This is a genomic window from Streptococcus sp. HMSC062H02, from assembly GCF_001813005.1.
Classification (GTDB): Bacteria; Bacillota; Bacilli; order Lactobacillales; family Streptococcaceae; genus Streptococcus; species Streptococcus oralis_S.
On record NZ_KV811100.1, the window covers coordinates 132,855 to 152,337 of the forward strand.

Here is a 19,483-nt window from a genome sequence, read left to right on the forward strand (position 1 = left end):
GCTGTGCACTACCAATCTTTTTTGCAAAAGAAAACCAGCTTTTGGCTGGTCTTCTTATTTTATAGGGATTGAAATCTCAATCAATTTATCTGAATAAAGCGTCTTGATATTGGCTTCATCAATGCTTCCTTTGTCGATTTTACGTTTCAAGAAGAAGTCTTGAATGGTTTCGATTTCAGCTTCACGAATAGCACGGTGTTTGTTGGAAATGAGGATTTCATAGTGAAGCGGGGCTTGCGTGAAAACTACATCTGTGTTTCCAGCAGAATAGACCTCGACAAGAGTTGCGTCTGTGCTTTCTAATTGGCTTTTAACAAGTTGCGAGTGTGAGTTTGTCGTATTGATAAGCTTCATAACAGTTCCTCCGATTTTCTAACTCTATTATAGCACTTTTTGAATAAAATCGTGTATTTTAGCCAATTCCATGCTGGATTTTCCAAGCTTCAATTCCCCATTTATGGCTACCACGTTTGAGCTTTTCAATAGCCTCGTCAATAGGAAACCAAGCAATATGATTAAAATCTTCCAATGGTTTTTGTACTTCTTGGAAAGAAATAGCTTCATAGAGATAAGCTGGATTGTAGTAGTAGGTATCACGGTGGCGAGAGTAGAAATACTCATCAGCTTGTCCATAATAGGTTCCAATCTCAGCTGTAAAGCCAAGTTCTTCGATTAGTTCTCTCTTCAGTGCTTCTTGATGATCTTCGCCTGCTTCAATCTCTCCACCTGGCAAGAACCAAGCACCATTGGGAGCTTGAACTAGGACAATTTGTTTTTTCTCCGCATCCGGAATAACTGCGTAAACGCCGTAGCGAGGCAAGTAGGTCACATTTTCTTTTTTTTCACCAAAAGTTGGGTTTGCCATTGCATTTTCCTCATTCTATAGTATCTTTATTATTATCATAATGGACGAGGGGCTAGCTGTCAAGAATTTACAGTTATTTTAGTAAAAAAGGTGCAGAAATTGTTAACTGCTTGTACGAAAAAATCCATTATTTGTTCCTCCTCGTTTTCTTCTTTCTTTTTTAGTTCGTTTGTTAAAGTAACCATATACATGAATGAAATCACCTTCTGAAAATTCATTAGCCACTTCAGATTTATTGCCATAGGCTGCACAGTTGATACATTCTCTACCTTCTCCATATCCTTTCGAAAGAGTAAAATTTACAACTTGAACCTCTTCACCCCCTCTTGTAAAAGTTCCAAAAGTAGGTTCTTTTATCAGATTGTCATTGATATTAATCATTCTTTGTTCATTTTATCCTCCAATTAAAAAAGCGACTGAAAAGTTAATTCCAATCGCCAAGTATTTGTATATTTAGTTGTCTTTTAGGTAGGGCTTCTTATCCTTATCATCTTTTCTCCTTTCATATTTAAGGGAACTAGCATTTTGTCGTGTATATATTAGTGAGAGGCATTTGAAATACTAGTTAGCTTCTCTGCGAGTTTTTCCTATTTATTGATCGCAATATAAATTGAAAATAGGGATTAAAAAAGACGATAGATTTTTTCTTTCTATCGTCGGCTTTATTGCAATTATTTTAATATCTATTGGAGATCATTTTATTGTATTTGCTTCCCGTTTTTTTATATGCTTTTGAAAATTCATTTACTAGTTCTTCGTCATTTTGCATAGCTTCTACTACCCAGGGATTTAACATAAATGGAAAAACTGCATTATTTAAATCAGAAACCATGTACTGATTTGTTGTTTCTGTTATCACCATATTTTGTTTAAGCCATCTTACAGCCCCATCGTGTATAGGTAATTCTTCAGTATGATTATCTTCTTTATATAAAACATAAACTATGGTCTTTTGATAATCTTCTAATTTCAACAATCTTTCTTTTGCAGTATCCTTAAATTTTTTCCAAAAATATTTATTACTAAAATACTTATATAGTGATACTACAATTGTTATTGTAACAATAGAAATAGAAATCAAAAAGATCAAACCTATTGTAAATCCATATTTATTTCTAAAATCAATCATATACATTTTTTGAATGAAACTATCTGGCAAAAATAAAACAAGTCCAGTAGCTATGCTAATAGCACACATAATTTTAGTAGGCAATTTAAAAAAATCCACAATCTTAAAATCAAAATTCACACATACATCTCCTCTATCTCTAATATGACTTTTATTATACCAAATATACCCATGTCAAACAGAAAATATTACAATCTTGTAATTATTGTATTTTTATTAAGCTTAACTTTGCCTTTTCACTTAATATAGCTCTCAATATCAAACGTTAGACTTCCTGCACCTGTTAGATCGTTTTATTCTTCTTTTTCAGAAGCAATTTCTTCTGTTTTTTCAGTCTTTTTGGCAGATTTGATTTGAATATTGCCATTGCTTGTCATGATTGCCTTGAGGGTTTTCTCACTTGGATTTTCAAGGTAGAAGTCTGTTATGGCATCCTCGATATGGTCTTGAATAGTACGGCGGAGTGGGCGTGCTCCCATTTTTGGATCATAACCTAAGTCAACCAACTTTTCCTTGACCTTGTCTGTCACATCGAGATGGATGTTGTTGCTAGAGAGGCGTTTGTTGACATCCGCTAGCATGAGTTCGACGATTTGGAGAAGGTTGTCCTTGCTGAGAGGTTTAAATTCGATGATGCCGTCAAAACGGTTCATAAACTCTGGGCTAAAGAAGTTACCGAGTTCACCGAGGACAGAGTTGGTTCGCCCTTCACGAGCTGCCCCAAAACCAACACTGGCTTCGGCCTTACCAGTACCCGCATTTGAGGTCATGATAATGATAGCATCCTTAAAACTAACTGTACGTCCTTGCCCATCAGTCAAACGACCATCGTCCAAGACTTGAAGGAACATGTGCATCACATCTGGATGGGCTTTTTCAACTTCATCGAGAAGGATGAGTGAGTAAGGATTGCGACGAACTTTTTCCGTTAATTGACCAGCTTCATCATAGCCGACATAACCTGGAGGGGCTCCGACCAATTTAGCCACACTGTGTTTTTCCATGTATTCACTCATATCAAAGCGAATCATGCTGTCAGCAGAACCAAAGAGCTCAATGGCTAGTTGTTTGGAAAGTTCTGTTTTACCGACACCAGTTGGTCCGACAAAGAGGAAGCTTCCGATTGGCCGGTTAGGAGTTCCAAGTCCGACACGATTACGACGGATGGCTTTGGCAATCTTATCGACAGCTTCATCTTGACCAATGACATGAGTTTTGAGGTCGTCTGCTAGATGGATAAGCTGAGATTGTTCTTTTTCTTTGAGTTCTCCAACAGGGATATTGGTTTTCTGCTCAATGATATGTTCAATAGTTTTCTCGCTGATGATTGGAGTATCCTGATCGATCACCTTGTTCTTTTGCATTTCCTTGTACTTGGCAATCTGATCGCGGAAATAAGCAGCCTTTTCAAAATCTTCCTCTCGTGTAGCTTGAGCCTTGAGATTCTCAGCTTCAATTAAACGCTGGTCAATTACTTTAGGATCAACAAAGTTCAGCGTCAGATTCATCTTAGAACCAGCTTCATCCAACAGGTCAATAGCCTTGTCTGGCAAGAAGCGGTCTTGGATGTATCGATTGGAAAGATTTGCAGCAGCTTCGATAGCAGCATCAGTATACTTGACGTGATGGTAGTCTTCGTATTTCTTTTGAACCCCTTTAAGGATGATAATGGTTTCTTCGACAGTTGGTTCATCTACCTTGACAGGCTGCATACGGCGCTCTAGAGCAGCGTCTTTTTCAATGATGCGGTATTCATTGAGAGTAGTGGCTCCGACCATTTGCAATTCACCACGGGCAAGGGCTGGTTTGAGGATATTGCCTGCATCCATATTGCCATCACCTGCTGACCCTGCACCAACAATTTCATGGATTTCGTCGATAAAGAGGATGATGTCCTCGCGTTTGCGAATTTCTTCCATGAGCTTTTGCATACGTTCTTCAAATTGGCCTCGAATACCTGTTCCTTGAACTAGACTGACTACATCCAGACGGATGACCTGCTTGCCTTGGAGTTTATAGGGAACATCGCCATCGACAATCTTCTGAGCTAGCCCTTCGACAACGGCTGTTTTACCAACACCTGGTTCTCCGATAAGGACAGGGTTGTTCTTGGTTCGACGGTTTAGGATTTCGATAACGCGGATAATCTCCTCATCTCGACCGATAACAGGGTCAATATCTCCCCGACGAGCAATCTCAGTAATATTGATACCATATTCCTCTAGGAGTCCTTTTTCTTGACTAGGAGGTGTTTGAAGTGGGCCTCGGTTTTGAGGTCCATAACCACCGTTTCCTCCATATCCTCCACCAGATTGAGTTGGAGGGACGTTATTAGAAGAAGGTTTGAAATTGTTCAAATCATTGAAAAAGTCGCCGAAAGGATCAAAGTCATGATTGTTTAAGTCAGTCATTCCTTTAAAGAGGGTATTATTTGGATCTGTTTTGATAATTTTATAGCAATTTTGACAGAGATCAATTTGCTTTTGCTGTCCATTGATATTGGTATACAGATGAATTGTTGAGTCGTTAATTTTACAGTTTTGACAGAGCATACATCTACCTCATTTCATTCTTATTCTTGGTCTAAGAAAAAGGTCAAGAATAGTCAAAGTTTTATACTCTCATTATAGCATGATTAAGGTGTAAAGCAAGTAAAAAGATTGGGAAGTGGTCGTTTTTAAAAGAAGGATTTATGGAGAATTAAGCAGCTTGAAGGTAAGAAAAAATCCCATTTGTGGTGACAAAAAGGATTCTCATTCATCGGGACTTACTGCCCGTTGTTTTTATATTAGTAAAGGAGTTCGTAGATCTCCATTGCAATTAAATCAATGCTATCAAAGGTATAAGTTTCACGAGCTTCTACATCGCGAAGGGTGAAGAGTGATCCATTTTCTTCGTCGTGGCTGTATGCAACTTCTGCGACAACAACACCTTCACGTTCAAAATTACGTTTTAGATTTCCACCATCTTTTGTCATTGCTTCTAGGCGGTTAATGATTCTAACCAAATGTGATTCCATTTTGATTCTCCTCCATTTCTTATCGTTTCTATTTTACCATAAACAAGAGGTAGTTGACTAGAAAAAAACTGTGATTTCTCTCTATTTCTCTATTCTATCAAGTTAATTGTTAAAATCAGGGGAAAAAGGATTGCATTTTAATTCAATTCATGTTATAATCATACAATCTAATACATAGAAAGTTGATTGAATATGAATTTTTCTTTTTTACCAAAGTATTTACCATATTTTAACTATGGTGCTCTGATTACCGTATTGATTTCCATCCTTGTTGTCTGCTTAGGGACCATTATAGGTGTGTTACTGGCCTTTGCCCAACGTTCACCCTTTAAACCGCTCGTTTGGTTTGCAAATGTGTATGTTTGGATCTTCCGTGGAACTCCGATGATGGTTCAGATTATGATTGCCTTTGCTCTTATGCATATCAATGCTCCGACTATTCAAGTGGGAATTTTAGGAGTTGATCTTTCTCGTTTGATTCCTGGTATTCTGATTATTTCTATGAACAGTGGTGCTTACGTTTCAGAAACTGTTCGTGCGGGGATCAATGCGGTTCCTAAAGGACAGTTAGAGGCCGCATATTCTTTAGGTATTCGTCCGAAAAATGCCATGCGTTATGTCATTTTGCCACAAGCTATAAAAAATATTCTTCCAGCGCTGGGAAATGAATTTATCACCATTATCAAGGATAGTTCCCTCTTATCAGCGATTGGGGTGATGGAGTTGTGGAATGGTGCAACGACAGTAGCAACAACAACTTATTTACCGTTGACTCCCCTTTTATTTGCAGCCTTTTACTATTTGATTATGACCTCTGTTTTGACAGTGGCGTTGAAAGCATTTGAAAAACATATTGGACAAGGAGACAAGAAATAATGACAGAAACCTTGATTAAAATTGAAGAACTACATAAGTCTTTTGGGAAAAATGAAGTTTTAAAAGGCATCAATCTTGAGATTAAACGTGGAGAAGTTGTGGTCATTATTGGTCCATCAGGGAGCGGGAAATCAACCCTCCTTCGTTCGATGAATCTCCTTGAAGAAGCAAGTAAAGGTAAGGTTATCTTTGAAGGAGTTGATATCACTGATAAGAAAAATGACCTTTTTGCTATGCGTGAAAAGATGGGCATGGTATTCCAACAATTCAACCTCTTTCCCAATATGACAGTGATGGAAAATATCACTTTATCACCAATTAAAACCAAAGGTGAAAGCAAGGAAGTTGCGGAGAAAAGAGCACAGGAACTGTTAGAAAAAGTTGGCTTGCCAGACAAGGCGACGGCTTATCCACAGAGTTTGTCAGGTGGTCAGCAACAACGGATTGCCATTGCACGTGGACTTGCTATGGAACCAGATGTTTTGCTCTTTGATGAACCGACTTCAGCCTTAGACCCTGAGATGGTTGGAGAAGTTCTAGCTGTTATGCAAGACCTTGCTAAATCAGGGATGACCATGGTGATTGTGACTCATGAAATGGGCTTTGCTCGTGAGGTAGCAGACCGTGTCATCTTTATGGCGGATGGAGTTGTTGTTGAAGATGGAACACCAGAGGAGATTTTCGATCAAACAAAAGAACAACGAACCAAGGAATTTTTGAGTAAGGTTTTGTAAGACCTCATTTTTAGAAGAAATGGAGTAGGCATCATGGCTTCCAGTAAAGAATATTTAGATTTTATTCTCGAACAGCTATCAGAGCTAGAGGAGATGAGTTATCGTCCAATGATGGGAGAGTATATTCTTTATTATCGTGGAAAGATTATTGGAGGAATCTACGATAATCGTCTGTTACTGAAGCCTGTGAAGGTAGTCATGGATCAACTGGGACAGACTAGGCTTGAATGTCCTTATGAAGGAGCTAAGGAGATGATTTTGATAGAAGACATTGAAGATAAGTCATGTCTAATCAGACTAATCAAGGAGATGTACGAAGTCTTACCGGCTCCAAAAGTCAAAAAGAAAGTATGACAAGTTTACCTAGTATAAATAAGCATAAAAGCTCGATAAGGGCTTTTTCTTATAGTTTCAGACTATAGGGTCCATTAGGCAAGAAGTGTTAGGATGGCGAGTTATTTTTTGATATAATAGAGGATATTTGATAGAAAAGAGAAGAGATATGGCACAGATTATTGATGGGAAGGCTCTTGCGGCTAAGTTACAAGGACAGTTGGCTGAGAAGACGGCTAAACTAAAAGAAGAAACAGGTCTAGTTCCAGGATTGGTGGTGATTTTGGTGGGGGACAATCCTGCCAGCCAAGTCTACGTTCGCAACAAGGAACGGTCAGCTCTTGCTGCTGGCTTCCGTAGTGAAGTAGTGCGAGTTCCAGAGACCATTACCCAAGCGGAATTGTTAGACTTGATTGCCAAATACAATCAAGATCCAGCTTGGCATGGGATTTTGGTTCAATTACCTTTGCCAAAACATATTGACGAAGAGGCAGTTTTATTAGCCATTGACCCCGAAAAAGACGTGGATGGTTTCCATCCCCTAAACATGGGTCGCCTCTGGTCTGGTCATCCAGTTATGATTCCTTCAACACCTGCAGGAATTATGGAGATGTTTCATGAATATGGGATTGATCTAGAAGGTAAAAATGCGGTTGTTATCGGTCGTTCAAATATCGTTGGGAAACCAATGGCTCAGCTTCTTTTAGCCAAGAATGCGACTGTGACTTTGACTCACTCACGCACCCATCATCTTGCCAAGGTGGCTGCTAAGGCAGATATTCTTGTGGTTGCAATCGGTCGCGCTAAGTTTGTGACTGCTGACTTTGTCAAACCGGGAGCGGTTGTCATTGACGTTGGGATGAACCGAGATGAAAATGGCAAGCTTTGTGGAGATGTTGATTATGATGCGGTTGCACCACTTGCTAGTCACATCACACCTGTACCTGGTGGAGTTGGACCTATGACTATTACCATGCTAATGGAGCAAACCTATCAGGCAGCGCTTCGAACACTAAACAAGGAATAGGAAGATGAAATTCGTATTTGATCTGGATGGGACGCTGTCTTTTGACTATATGACCATTGATGAGGAGATTAAGCAGGTTCTTTTAAAGGCTGAAGATTATGGGCATGAGATTGTATTTGCTTCAGCTCGCTCTTATCGGGATTGTTTGGGTTTATTAGGTTCTGAACTCAGTCAGCGTTTGGTTATAGGTTTGAATGGTGGCGTAGCCTATTATCTGGGGAAGGCTATCTTCGAAAGGAATCTCGATACTAGAGTTTATCAGGCGCTAGTGGATTATTGCCAGACCTATAATCTCCCTTTCTTTGCAGATGATTGCTTTGACTACAGTGGTCAGATTGTGGAAAAAATTCCATTTATCTCTAGTGTGGATCCCCTAAAGGTGGCTCGTCATCAGAAACTCAAGGACTTAGGTACTCCGATTAAGGTAGTCGTTTATATGGGTGACCATGAGGATTTGCTTGATGATCTGCTTGGTCAGCTAGAAAGACTAGGACAGGCTCATCTCTCCTATCATGCGCATGAAAAGTGCCTTTATGTTAATCCCTTGGATACTCATAAGGCGACAACTGTTGAAAAGTTATGTGGGGAGAACTTCATCGCCTTTGGAAATGACCAAAACGATATTGAATTGTTTAAAACGTCTCTTTATTCAGTCCAGATAGGAGACTTTGCTGGCCTTACTCCATATGCAGATGACACGTTAGAGCTAAAAGGAGAACCTTCTCCAGCAGTGGCAGCTAAAATCTTACAGACCTTTGCGGAATTTAAGGGAAAATAGTGTAGAAGGAGGTCTGAACCTCCTTTTGTAGTATAATGGAGTGAGAGGGAAAAAACGATGAAAGTGATTGATCAAGCTTTATTAGAAAAAGTTATTATTGAACGTTCTCGTTACAGCCATAAGGGAGATTACGGTCGCCTGCTCTTGCTGGGAGGGACCTATCCTTATGGGGGAGCTATCATCATGTCAGCCATTGCAGCTGTCAAAAGTGGGGCAGGGTTGGTGACTGTTGGCACGGATAAGGAAAATATTCCGGCTCTGCACAGTCATTTACCTGAGGCCATGGCATTTTCTCTTCAAGACCAGCAATTGTTAAAAGAACAGTTAGTAAAAGCAGAAGTTGTCTTGTTAGGTCCGGGTTTGCGAGAGGATGCATTTGGAGAAGAACTCGTAAAACGGGTCTTTGACAGCCTTAGAAAAGACCAGATTTTGATTGCAGATGGCGGTGCTTTGGGCATCTTAGCAAAAGCTCATTTGACATTCCCATCTAGTCAGCTCATCCTAACCCCCCACCAAAAGGAATGGGAAAGACTGTCTGGTATAGTTCTTGACCATCAAAATAAAGAGACGACTGCTAGTACTCTTTCTGATTTTCCTCAAGGAACGATTCTTGTCGAGAAAGGTCCAGCGACTCGTATCTGGCAAGCTGGTCAGTCTGAATATTATCAGTTACAGGTTGGAGGTCCCTATCAAGCAACAGGTGGGATGGGAGATACTCTGGCTGGGATGATTGCAGGTTTTGCAGGTCAGTTTCACCAAGTCAGCCTCTATGAAAGAGTGGTGGTAGCGACTTACCTTCATTCAGCTATCGCGCAAGAACTTGCTCAAGAAAACTACCTTGTCTTGCCAACTGAAATTAGCAAGCTACTTCCGAAAACAATGAAAAAAATATCTCAAAAAGGCAGCTAATATCTTGGTTGTCTTTTTATGTTGATGTAGCTTTGTTGATAAAGTTTTCAAATACCTCAGAACCAGCGACCAACTGCTGAACTTGCGTGAAATTCTCTCTTTTAAGGTCTTGATTTTTACTCAAACTCGCAAGGAAAGCGAGATTGTTATCAAAGTTGAGGGGTGTCAAATCATGCTTTTTTTGATATAATTTTTAATGATGAATGCGAGAAATAATCGGTATGTGGTCGTTGATTTAGAGGCGACCAGCACCGGAAGCAAGGCAAAAATTATTCAAGTAGGCATTGTGGTGATTGAGAATGGCGACATCATCGATCAGTATGCGACTGATGTCAATCCCCACGAACCTTTGGATTCTCATATCAAAGAATTAACGGGTCTGACCGATCAGCGTTTGGCTGCGGCGCCAGAATTTTCTCAGGTGGCTGGAAAAATTTTTGAATTGGTTAAGGACGGTATTTTTGTTGCGCACAATGTACAGTTTGATGCCAACCTTCTTGCGGAATTTCTCTTTTTTGAAGGATATGAATTGCGCACACCGCGGGTGGATACAGTTGAGCTTGCCCAAGTTCTATATCCTCAGTTTGAAAAGTATAACTTAGGTATCCTTTGTCAAGAGTTGGGCATTGAGCTGGAACATGCCCATACTGCCCTGTCAGATGCTCAGGCAACAGCTGAACTCTTGCTCTACATGCGTCAAAAACTATTTGAGTTACCAAAAGGGCTCTTAGAAAGCTTGCTAAAACTTGCAGACAACCTTCTCTATGAAAGTTATCTGGTGATTGAGGAGGTCTATCAGCAACAATCTCTCTTGTCTTTACCGGACTTGATGGAACTTCATGGGCTTTTCCTCAGAAAGGAAAGCAAAGCCTTAGTCCCACAAAAGTTATCCAAAGACTTTGCTAAAAACATTTCTTTATTGGGGCTGGAGGAACGTCCACAGCAGCTGGATTTTGCGGAGAAGGTTGAGCAATTATTGGAAGAACACCAGACTTCCTTTATCCAAGCCCAAACGGGACTGGGCAAGACTTATGGTTATCTCCTCCCAGCTTTGAACTTGGAGAGTCAAGTAGGTATCCTAGTGAGTGTTCCGACCAAAATTCTTCAAAATCAAATCATGCAAGAAGAAGGTCAGCGCTTAAAAGAGGTTTTCCATCTGGAGATTCATAGTCTCAAGGGTCCTCAAAACTATTTAAAACTGGATGCCTTTCACAGAGTTCTCCATCGATCAGAGTCCAATCGCCTTTTCACACGCTTTAAAATGCAGTTGCTTATCTGGCTAACAGAGTCAGAGACAGGTGACTTGGACGAAATCGGGCAGCTTTATCGCTACCAGCACTTTCTGCCAGAACTAGTCCACGATGGCAAGCTTTCAAAGAAAAGTTTATTTGCCACAGAGGATTTTTGGAAACGAGGGCAGGAAAAGGCCAAGACCAGTCGCGTTCTCTTGACTAATCATGCCTATCTGGTCACTCGTTTGGAAGACAATCCAGAGTTTGTCGATAACCGTTTGCTGATCTTGGATGAAGCTCAAAAAATGCTGCTAGCTCTCGAAAATCTAGCCCAGCAGGCTTATCGCCTTGAGGAACTTGTAACTCAAATTGAAAAGTCCTTGGAGACAGAGGAAGATTTGGTTCAGAAACGCTTGCTGGAGAGTATAGGTTTTGAATGTCGTTACTTGATGGAGCACTATCAGTCAGGTCTGAAGAATGGAAAGTGGTTGGATTCTCTTGAAGAGTTGCGCCAACATTTTTCGGAGTTAACTCTCCCAGAGTATCGAGAAATTGCAAACTTTTTCACCTCGGATCGTGAATTTTGGCTTGCTACAGCAGAGAAATCGAGCAAGGATGTCTTGATTTGTTCAAGTAAAAAAGGCCGCTTTATACTAGCAGACTTATTGCCAGAAGATTGTAGACTCCTAGGAGTATCGGCCACTCTTGAAATCAGTAATCGGGTTTCCTTAGCAGATTTGTTGGGATTTCCAGATGCTCCGCTTGTTAAGCTTGATGTAGCAAAGCAGGAGCAACAAGAAGTCTTTCTAGTCGATGATTTTCCTCTTGTGACAGAAGTTTCACCTGTTGACTATGCTAGTGAAGTGGCTTCTGTCACTCGAAGCTTACAGGCCTTTCAAGAACCCATACTGGTCTTGTTTACCTCAAAAGAGATGTTGCTGGCTGTTTCAGACCTGCTCGACCAACCGCATCTAGCTCAGTATAAAAATGGGGAACCAAGCCAACTGAAAAAACGTTTTGAAAAAGGTGAACGCCAGATCTTACTCGGAACAGGTAGTTTCTGGGAAGGAGTTGATTTTTCAACCCATCCTTGCGTGATCCAAGTGATTCCGAGATTGCCTTTCCAAAACCCCCAAGAACCGTTAACCAAAAAATTAAACCAAGAACTGCGTCAAGAAGGGAAAAATCCTTTCTATGATTATCAGTTGCCGATGGCGATTATTCGGCTAAAACAAGCTCTGGGCCGTACTGTTAGAAGATCTGACCAAGGTTCGGTTGCTGTTATCTTAGACAGTCGTGTCGTTAGCAAGCGTTACGGCAAACAAATCGCCCAGGCCTTGTCAAAAGAAAGGGCTGTTCAGGTTCTTTCTAGAGAACAGCTAGAGCCTGCTGTAGCTGATTTTCTCCAATCTCGTCGCAATAGAATGAAAGAAAAATCCAAGAAAGAGAAAAGGTAAAAAATATGAAACGTTCCTTCGACTCTCGAGTCGATTATAGCCTCCTCCTACCAGTGTTTTGTTTACTGGTGATTGGAGTAGTGGCCATTTATATAGCAGTTAGTCATGACTATCCAAATAATGTATTACCAATTCTAGGTCAGCAAATCGCTTGGATTTCCTTGGGCCTTGTCATTGGTTTTGTGGTCATGTTCTTTAATACCGAGTTTTTATGGAAGGTGACTCCCTATCTTTATGGTCTAGGGCTAGCTTTGATGATCCTACCTCTTGTTTTCTACAATCCAAATCTTGTAGCGTCAACAGGTGCCAAGAACTGGGTATCGATTGGTGGAACGACACTCTTTCAGCCATCGGAGTTCATGAAGATTTCCTATATCTTGATGTTGGCTCGAGCCATTGTAAGATTCACTCAAAAACACAAGGAATGGCGACGAACTATTCCCTTGGATTTCCTATTGATTGGTTGGATGATTGCCTTTACCATACCAGTCTTGATCCTCTTAGCCCTACAAAGTGACTTGGGGACTGCCTTGGTCTTTGTAGCTATTTTTTCCGGTATGGTTCTCCTTTCAGGTGTTTCGTGGAAGATTATCATTCCTGTTTTTGCGACAGGAGTGACTGCAGTTGTAGGCTTCATGGCCATCTTTATAAGCAAGGATGGACGTGCCTTCTTGCATCAGATTGGGATGCCAACCTACCAGATCAACCGCATCTTGGCTTGGCTCAATCCCTTTGACTTTGCACAAACAACAACATATCAACAGGCGCAGGGACAAATTGCGATTGGAAGTGGTGGCTTGTTTGGACAAGGTTTCAATGTGTCCAATCTCCTCATTCCAGTACGTGAGAGTGATATGATTTTCACCGTAATTGCAGAAGACTTTGGCTTTATTGGTTCAGTCTTTGTGGTTGCTTTATACTTGCTTCTCATCTACCGTATGTTGAAGATTACGCTCAGGTCAAATAACCAGTTCTACACCTACATTTCGACTGGTTTTATCATGATGTTGCTCTTCCATATCTTTGAAAATATCGGTGCCGTGACAGGCTTACTTCCTTTGACAGGGATTCCTCTACCTTTCATCTCTCAAGGGGGATCCGCAATTATTAGTAACCTCATCGGTGTCGGTCTCCTCTTATCTATGAGTTACCAGACCAACCTAGCGGAGGAGAAAAGTGGAAAAGTTCCATTCAAACGAAAGAAAGTCGTCCTAAAACAAATCAAATAAGGAGGCCACTATGGCAAAAGTAGCAGTTATTTTAGCCCAAGGTTTTGAAGAAATTGAAGCCTTGACAGTAGTCGATGTCTTGCGTCGAGCAAACATTTCTTGTGATATGGTAGGATTTGAAGAGCAGGTGACAGGGTCACATGACATTCGGGTAACAGCCGACCGTATCTTTGATGGTGATTTGTCTGACTATGACTTGGTCGTTCTTCCAGGAGGTATGCCAGGATCAGCTCACCTACGGGATAATCCAGCCCTCATTTCTGAGATTAAAGCCTTTGATCAAGCTGGAAAGAAAATTGCAGCTATCTGTGCAGCTCCAATCGCTCTCCATCAAGCAGGTGTCCTGAAAGACAAGCACTTTACTTGTTATGACGGAGTTCAGGAGCAAATTACTGACGGAATTTATCAAAAACAAACAGTGGTTGTAGATGGTAATCTAACAACTAGCCGAGGACCGTCAACCGCACTTGCCTTTGCCTATGAATTGGTAGAGCAATTGGGAGGAGATGCTGAAAGTTTACGAGACGGCATGCTCTATCGAGATGTCTTTGGAAATCAACAGTAAAACGAGAGTTCGGCTCTCGTTTTTTTATTTACTCCATTTCTAAAAAATGTTTCATATGATTGTCCTGCGCTTTTATATCAATCTTTTATAAATCAACCAAGATTCGTTTAACATAAGAAGGAAATCTATCTCTAGAAATGTTAGTGTTTTCAAGTTGTTAGATAGAATAGTTCAGATTTCTACTGAAATCAATAGATTCATGAAAAAGATAGAACATTCAATAAATGCTATATTAAAATGCTTTATCATGCGAATTAATCTGCTTGTATTAATTTGAAATATAAAGTACTTTCTCTGTAATATAATTGAAACGTGTTACTAGTATATTAAAATTAGTAAGAATTTTTTGCATATACGAAACTGGGGGAGTGATATGTTGAAAGCATTTGGAAAAATATTCAAAGTCATTAGAGAATCAAAAAAAATGTCCCTGAAAGAGGTGGCTGCTGGTGATATTTCCGTGGCTCAGCTATCCCGTTTTGAACGGGGAGTCAATGGGATCACACTTGATTCTTTTTATTGCTGTTTAAAAAATATGGCCGTTTCCCTAGAGGAGTTTCAGTATGTTTACCATAATTACATTGATTCAGATGATGTGCTGTTCTCAAAAAAAGTAGCTGATGCATATCAGGAAAACAATGTTGTCAAGCTCCAAAATATTTTGTCAAGCTCAGAAGCATTGACCGAACAGTTTCCTGAGAAAAAAAACTATAAACTCAATACAATCATTGTCAGGGCCCTCTTGTCCTCCTGTTGCTCAGATTTTCAGATTAGCAAGAAGGATATAGAATTCCTGACGGATCATCTCTTTTCTGTTGAGGAGTGGGGACGTTATGAACTCTGGCTTTTTACAAACAGTGTTGATTTGATGACCTTGGAAACGCTGGAAACCTTTGCTAGTGAGATGATCAATCGTACCCAGTTTTATAACAACCTACCTGAAAATCGCCGCCGTATTATCAAGATGCTACTTAATGTCATTAGCGTCTGTATAGAAGGAAACCATCTGCTAGTTGCTATGAGGTTTCTCAATTATCTCGACCACTCTAAAATCCCTGAAACAGATCTATATGATCGAACGCTGATTAAGTATCATAGGGCTCTGTATGCCTACAAGGTTGGGAATACTAATGCTCTCAGTGACATCGAGCAATGCCTATCTTTTTTTGAATTTTTAGATTCCTTTGGTGTTGCCCAAAAACTTAAAGAACAGTTTGAAAGAATTTGCCTTTCATAGTTGTAGATGTGCAACAAAAAATGATCATTTTGAAAAATATACTAGAATAAGGGCATAACTTTATACTAAATTCAGAAGGAGGCTTTATGATGGAGAAAAAGATTCATTGATAAGATGCATAAAGTTAAGAAAAACTGGGTAGCCATTGCTTTGACGACCTTGGCCCTTATTGTAGCACCAAAGGTACTTGGTCTAGAACCAGGCGTTGTCCATGCGGATGATGTAAAGCAGGTTGTGGTTCAAGAACCTGCTACAGCTCAGACTAGTGATCCGGGTCAGCAAACTCCAGCCCAAGCTAAAATAGCATCTGAGCAAGAAGCAGAAAAAGCAACCCCTGCAGACAAGGTGACAGGCGATGTTACTGCTAGTGAAAAACCTGCTAAACCAGCAGAAAATACAGAAGCAACAGTTCAAACCAATGCTCAAGAGCCTGCTAAACCAGCAGATACGAAAGAAGCATCTACAGAAAAGGCTGCTGTTGCTGAAGAAGTTAAAGCTGCTAATGCAATCACAGAAACTCCTAAAACAGAAGTAGCAGACCAGGATAAACAAGCAGGGCCAACAACTGCCCAAGAGCAAGATGACAACAAACGAGAAAAAACGGCTGTTGAAGACAAGATTGTTGCAAATCCAAAGGTTGTAAAGAAAGATCGCTTGCCCGAACCTGCTCAAAAACAAGGAGTAGTAGCTGAAAGAATGGTAGCAGATCAGGCTCAACCTGCACCTGTAAATGCTGACCATGATGATGATGTCCTATCTCATATTAAGACCATTGATGGTAAAAATTACTATGTTCAGGACGATGGTACAGTTAAAAAGAATTTTGCAGTTGAACTTAATGGGAGAATACTTTATTTTGATGCAGAAACTGGTGCATTAGTTGATTCAAATGAATATCAGTTCCAACAAGGAACCAGCAGTCTCAATAATGAATTCTCTCAAAAGAATGCTTTTTACGGTACGACTGACAAGGATATCGAAACTGTAGACGGTTATTTGACAGCAGATAGTTGGTATCGTCCAAAGTTCATCTTAAAAGATGGAAAAACATGGACGGCTTCGACAGAAACAGACTTACGTCCCCTTTTGATGGCTTGGTGGCCTGATAAACGTACTCAGATTAATTACCTCAACTATATGAACCAGCAAGGTCTGGGAGCAGGTGCTTTTGAAAACAAAGTTGAACAAGCTCTCCTGACAGGAGCTTCTCAGCAGGTTCAGCGCAAAATTGAGGAAAAAATTGGTAAAGAAGGCGATACAAAATGGTTGAGAACGCTGATGGGTGCCTTTGTCAAAACCCAGCCAAACTGGAATATCAAGTCAGAGTCTGAAACAACTGGTACTAAAAAGGACCACTTGCAGGGTGGAGCTTTGCTTTATACCAATAATGAGAAGAGCTCTCATGCTGACTCTAAGTTCCGTCTGCTTAACCGTACCCCTACTAGTCAAACAGGTACACCTAAGTACTTCATTGACAAGTCAAATGGTGGTTATGAGTTCTTGCTCGCTAACGACTTTGACAACTCTAATCCAGCTGTTCAAGCCGAACAACTCAACTGGTTGCATTTTATGATGAACTTTGGAAGCATCGTAGCCAATGATCCGACTGCTAATTTTGATGGAGTTCGTGTCGATGCGGTGGACAATGTCAACGCAGACTTGCTCCAAATCGCATCTGACTACTTCAAGTCTCGCTACAAGGTGGGAGAAAGTGAAGAAGAAGCTATCAAGCATTTGTCTATCTTGGAAGCTTGGTCTGATAACGATCCTGACTACAACAAAGATACTAAAGGTGCTCAACTAGCAATTGACAACAAGCTACGCTTGTCCTTGCTTTATTCATTCATGCGTAATCTATCTATCCGTAGCGGAGTAGAGCCAACGATTACAAATAGTCTAAATGACCGTTCTTCTGAAAAGAAAAATGGCGAACGGATGGCTAACTATATCTTTGTTCGGGCTCATGACAGTGAAGTACAAACCGTTATTGCCGACATCATCCGAGAAAATATTAATCCAAACACGGATGGTTTGACCTTTACTATGGATGAACTCAAGCAAGCCTTCAAGATCTACAACGAAGATATGCGCAAGGCAGACAAGAAGTATACGCAGTTCAACATCCCAACTGCTCATGCTCTCATGCTCTCCAATAAAGACTCTATCACTCGGGTCTACTATGGTGACCTCTATACCGATGATGGTCAATACATGGAGAAAAAATCTCCTTACCACGATGCTATCGATGCCTTGTTGCGTGCTCGTATTAAGTATGTAGCAGGTGGACAAGACATGAAAGTCACATATATGGGTGTACCTCGTGAGGCTGATAAATGGTCTTACAATGGTATTTTGACTTCTGTTCGCTACGGTACTGGTGCCAATGAAGCAACAGATGAAGGAACAGCAGAAACCCGTACCCAAGGGATGGCTGTTATTGCTTCTAACAACCCTAACCTGAAACTGAACGAATGGGATAAACTGCAAGTCAATATGGGAGCAGCCCACAAGAATCAATACTATCGCCCTGTGCTTTTGACGACCAAAGATGGCATTTCCCGCTATCTAACTGACGAAGAAGTGCCGCAATCGCTCTGGAAGAAGACAGATGCTAATGGTATTTTAACCTTTGATATGAATGATATTGCAGGCTATAGCAATGTACAGGTTTCTGGATATCTGGCTGTTTGGGTACCAGTTGGCGCTAAGGCAGATCAGGATGCTCGTACAACAGCAAGCAAGAAGAAAAACGCTAGTGGTCAGGTCTACGAATCTAGCGCAGCCCTTGATTCTCAGTTGATTTACGAAGGATTTTCTAACTTCCAAGACTTTGCAACCCGCGATGACCAATATACCAATAAAGTTATTGCTAAAAATGTCAACCTCTTCAAGGAATGGGGAGTAACTTCATTTGAGCTACCACCTCAGTATGTATCTAGCCAAGACGGTACTTTCTTAGATTCTATCATTCAGAATGGTTATGCCTTTGAAGACCGCTATGATATGGCGATGAGCAAGAACAATAAATATGGTTCTTTAAAAGATTTGCTCAATGCTCTTCGTGCGCTTCACAGTGTTAATATCCAAGCCATCGCGGACTGGGTACCAGACCAAATCTATAACCTACCAGGTAAGGAAGTGGTAACAGCAACACGTGTCAACAACTACGGAACCTACCGTGAAGGTGCAGAAATCAAGGAAAAACTCTATGTAGCTAATAGTAAGACCAATGGAACTGATTTCCAAGGTAAGTACGGTGGCGCCTTCTTAGATGAGCTCAAAGCTAAATATCCAGAAATCTTTGAACGAGTACAGATTTCCAATGGTCAAAAGATGACAACAGATGAGAAGATTACCAAGTGGTCGGCTAAGTACTTCAATGGTACCAATATCTTAGGTCGTGGTGCTTACTATGTTCTTAAAGACTGGGCTAGCAACGACTATCTCACTAACAGAAATGGCGAGATAGTATTGCCTAAGCAATTAGTTAATAAGAATGCTTACACAGGATTTGTTAGTGATGCCAATGGTACTAAGTTCTATTCAACTAGTGGTTATCAAGCTAAAAATTCCTTTATCCAAGATGAAAATGGAAATTGGTATTACTTCGATAAACGAGGCTATCTTGTAACAGGTGCTCATGAAATTGATGGCAAGCACGTTTATTTCTTGAAGAATGGTATTCAACTTCGTGATTCTATCCGTGAAGATGAAAATGGTAATCAGTACTACTATGATCAAACTGGTGCCCAAGTTCTCAACCGTTACTACACTACTGATGGTCAAAACTGGCGTTACTTTGATGCCAAGGGCGTTATGGCTCGAGGTCTTGTCAAGATAGGAGATGGACAGCAATTCTTTGATGAAAACGGCTATCAGGTTAAGGGCAAGATTGTGAGTGCTAAAGATGGCAAACTTCGTTACTTTGACAAGGATTCGGGAAATGCTGTTATCAATCGTTTTGCTCAAGGTGATAACCCAAGTGATTGGTACTATTTCGGAGCAGATGGAGTTGCAGTGACAGGTCTTCAAAAGATTGGTCAACAAACACTTTACTTTGACCAAGATGGCAAGCAAGTCAAGGGTAAAATCG

The 19,483-nt window shown here is 40.6% G+C and carries 16 protein-coding genes and 1 pseudogene; 11 read left to right on the forward strand and 6 right to left on the reverse strand.

The features are described 5' to 3' along the window. Positions 1–54: 54 nt before the first annotated feature. The 6 genes from HMPREF2885_RS02635 to HMPREF2885_RS02660 form a co-directional block, all read right to left on the reverse strand. Positions 55–354 carry a DUF1827 family protein gene (locus tag HMPREF2885_RS02635; RefSeq protein ID WP_000767202.1) on the reverse strand — a complete coding sequence of 100 codons (300 nt, stop codon included), beginning with the start codon at positions 352–354 and terminating at the stop codon, positions 55–57. A 58-nt stretch (positions 355–412) separates the two neighbouring features. Beyond that, on the reverse strand, positions 413–865 hold the full coding sequence (locus HMPREF2885_RS02640) for an NUDIX hydrolase (protein WP_070656985.1): 453 nt from the start codon (positions 863–865) through the stop codon (positions 413–415). 102 nt (positions 866–967) lie between these two features. Next, positions 968–1,246 (reverse strand): single-stranded DNA-binding protein, encoded by a 279-nt coding sequence (locus HMPREF2885_RS02645; protein ID WP_070656986.1) that lies wholly within the window; start codon positions 1,244–1,246, stop codon positions 968–970. Between the two features lie 295 nt (positions 1,247–1,541). After that, positions 1,542–2,114 carry a superinfection exclusion B family protein gene (locus HMPREF2885_RS02650; RefSeq protein ID WP_044021075.1) on the reverse strand — a complete coding sequence of 191 codons (573 nt, stop codon included), beginning with the start codon at positions 2,112–2,114 and terminating at the stop codon, positions 1,542–1,544. A 173-nt stretch (positions 2,115–2,287) separates the two neighbouring features. Beyond that, positions 2,288–4,546, reverse strand: coding sequence for an ATP-dependent Clp protease ATP-binding subunit (locus HMPREF2885_RS02655; RefSeq protein ID WP_070656987.1), 2,259 nt, complete (start codon positions 4,544–4,546; stop codon positions 2,288–2,290). Between the two features lie 236 nt (positions 4,547–4,782). Then, positions 4,783–5,013 carry a DUF1797 family protein gene (locus HMPREF2885_RS02660; RefSeq protein WP_000443577.1) on the reverse strand — a complete coding sequence of 77 codons (231 nt, stop codon included), beginning with the start codon at positions 5,011–5,013 and terminating at the stop codon, positions 4,783–4,785. A 192-nt stretch (positions 5,014–5,205) separates the two neighbouring features. On the opposite strand from HMPREF2885_RS02660, the gene HMPREF2885_RS02665 reads away from it, so the two are divergent. The 11 genes and pseudogenes from HMPREF2885_RS02665 to HMPREF2885_RS02715 all read left to right on the forward strand — a co-directional run. Then, on the forward strand, positions 5,206–5,889 hold the full coding sequence (locus HMPREF2885_RS02665; protein ID WP_070656988.1) for an amino acid ABC transporter permease: 684 nt from the start codon (positions 5,206–5,208) through the stop codon (positions 5,887–5,889). Then, positions 5,889–6,623 (forward strand): amino acid ABC transporter ATP-binding protein, encoded by a 735-nt coding sequence (locus tag HMPREF2885_RS02670; protein WP_000140925.1) that lies wholly within the window; start codon positions 5,889–5,891, stop codon positions 6,621–6,623. Before HMPREF2885_RS02665 ends, HMPREF2885_RS02670 begins: the two co-directional genes overlap by 1 nt. A 33-nt stretch (positions 6,624–6,656) precedes the next feature. Next, on the forward strand, positions 6,657–6,977 hold the full coding sequence (locus HMPREF2885_RS02675) for a TfoX/Sxy family protein (RefSeq protein ID WP_070656989.1): 321 nt from the start codon (positions 6,657–6,659) through the stop codon (positions 6,975–6,977). A 148-nt stretch (positions 6,978–7,125) separates the two neighbouring features. Next, on the forward strand, positions 7,126–7,983 hold the full coding sequence (locus HMPREF2885_RS02680) for a bifunctional methylenetetrahydrofolate dehydrogenase/methenyltetrahydrofolate cyclohydrolase (RefSeq protein ID WP_049478318.1): 858 nt from the start codon (positions 7,126–7,128) through the stop codon (positions 7,981–7,983). Positions 7,984–7,987: 4 nt separating this feature from the next. Next, positions 7,988–8,761 (forward strand): HAD hydrolase family protein, encoded by a 774-nt coding sequence (locus HMPREF2885_RS02685; RefSeq protein ID WP_042767766.1) that lies wholly within the window; start codon positions 7,988–7,990, stop codon positions 8,759–8,761. 57 nt (positions 8,762–8,818) lie between these two features. Beyond that, positions 8,819–9,670, forward strand: a complete 852-nt coding sequence (locus HMPREF2885_RS02690) for an NAD(P)H-hydrate dehydratase (RefSeq protein ID WP_070656990.1) — start codon at positions 8,819–8,821, stop codon at positions 9,668–9,670. 199 nt (positions 9,671–9,869) lie between these two features. Beyond that, positions 9,870–12,359, forward strand: coding sequence for a bifunctional DnaQ family exonuclease/ATP-dependent helicase (locus HMPREF2885_RS02695; RefSeq protein ID WP_070657010.1), 2,490 nt, complete (start codon positions 9,870–9,872; stop codon positions 12,357–12,359). Between the two features lie 5 nt (positions 12,360–12,364). Next, positions 12,365–13,588 carry an FtsW/RodA/SpoVE family cell cycle protein gene (locus HMPREF2885_RS02700; RefSeq protein ID WP_000830415.1) on the forward strand — a complete coding sequence of 408 codons (1,224 nt, stop codon included), beginning with the start codon at positions 12,365–12,367 and terminating at the stop codon, positions 13,586–13,588. Between the two features lie 10 nt (positions 13,589–13,598). Beyond that, entirely contained in the window at positions 13,599–14,153 is a 555-nt protein-coding gene (locus HMPREF2885_RS02705; protein WP_070656991.1) for a DJ-1 family glyoxalase III, read from the forward strand. 373 nt (positions 14,154–14,526) lie between these two features. Then, the gene (locus tag HMPREF2885_RS02710; protein WP_000909920.1) at positions 14,527–15,390 is read left to right on the forward strand and encodes a helix-turn-helix domain-containing protein; all 864 of its coding nucleotides are present in this window, start codon (positions 14,527–14,529) and stop codon (positions 15,388–15,390) included. Between the two features lie 86 nt (positions 15,391–15,476). Beyond that, positions 15,477–19,483, forward strand: a pseudogene (locus tag HMPREF2885_RS02715) (glycoside hydrolase family 70 protein); the annotation flags it as partial.

Coding starts and splice junctions, on each gene's coding strand:
- HMPREF2885_RS02635 (WP_000767202.1), bottom strand. CDS start 354: ATGAAGCTTATCAATACGACAAACTCACACTCGCAACTTGTTAAAAGC.
- HMPREF2885_RS02640 (WP_070656985.1), bottom strand. CDS start 865: ATGGCAAACCCAACTTTTGGTGAAAAAAAAGAAAATGTGACCTACTTG.
- HMPREF2885_RS02645 (WP_070656986.1), bottom strand. CDS start 1,246: ATGATTAATATCAATGACAATCTGATAAAAGAACCTACTTTTGGAACT.
- HMPREF2885_RS02655 (WP_070656987.1), bottom strand. CDS start 4,546: ATGCTCTGTCAAAACTGTAAAATTAACGACTCAACAATTCATCTGTAT.
- HMPREF2885_RS02660 (WP_000443577.1), bottom strand. CDS start 5,013: ATGGAATCACATTTGGTTAGAATCATTAACCGCCTAGAAGCAATGACA.
- HMPREF2885_RS02665 (WP_070656988.1), top strand. CDS start 5,206: ATGAATTTTTCTTTTTTACCAAAGTATTTACCATATTTTAACTATGGT.
- HMPREF2885_RS02670 (WP_000140925.1), top strand. CDS start 5,889: ATGACAGAAACCTTGATTAAAATTGAAGAACTACATAAGTCTTTTGGG.
- HMPREF2885_RS02675 (WP_070656989.1), top strand. CDS start 6,657: ATGGCTTCCAGTAAAGAATATTTAGATTTTATTCTCGAACAGCTATCA.
- HMPREF2885_RS02680 (WP_049478318.1), top strand. CDS start 7,126: ATGGCACAGATTATTGATGGGAAGGCTCTTGCGGCTAAGTTACAAGGA.
- HMPREF2885_RS02685 (WP_042767766.1), top strand. CDS start 7,988: ATGAAATTCGTATTTGATCTGGATGGGACGCTGTCTTTTGACTATATG.
- HMPREF2885_RS02690 (WP_070656990.1), top strand. CDS start 8,819: ATGAAAGTGATTGATCAAGCTTTATTAGAAAAAGTTATTATTGAACGT.
- HMPREF2885_RS02695 (WP_070657010.1), top strand. CDS start 9,870: ATGAATGCGAGAAATAATCGGTATGTGGTCGTTGATTTAGAGGCGACC.
- HMPREF2885_RS02700 (WP_000830415.1), top strand. CDS start 12,365: ATGAAACGTTCCTTCGACTCTCGAGTCGATTATAGCCTCCTCCTACCA.
- HMPREF2885_RS02705 (WP_070656991.1), top strand. CDS start 13,599: ATGGCAAAAGTAGCAGTTATTTTAGCCCAAGGTTTTGAAGAAATTGAA.
- HMPREF2885_RS02710 (WP_000909920.1), top strand. CDS start 14,527: ATGTTGAAAGCATTTGGAAAAATATTCAAAGTCATTAGAGAATCAAAA.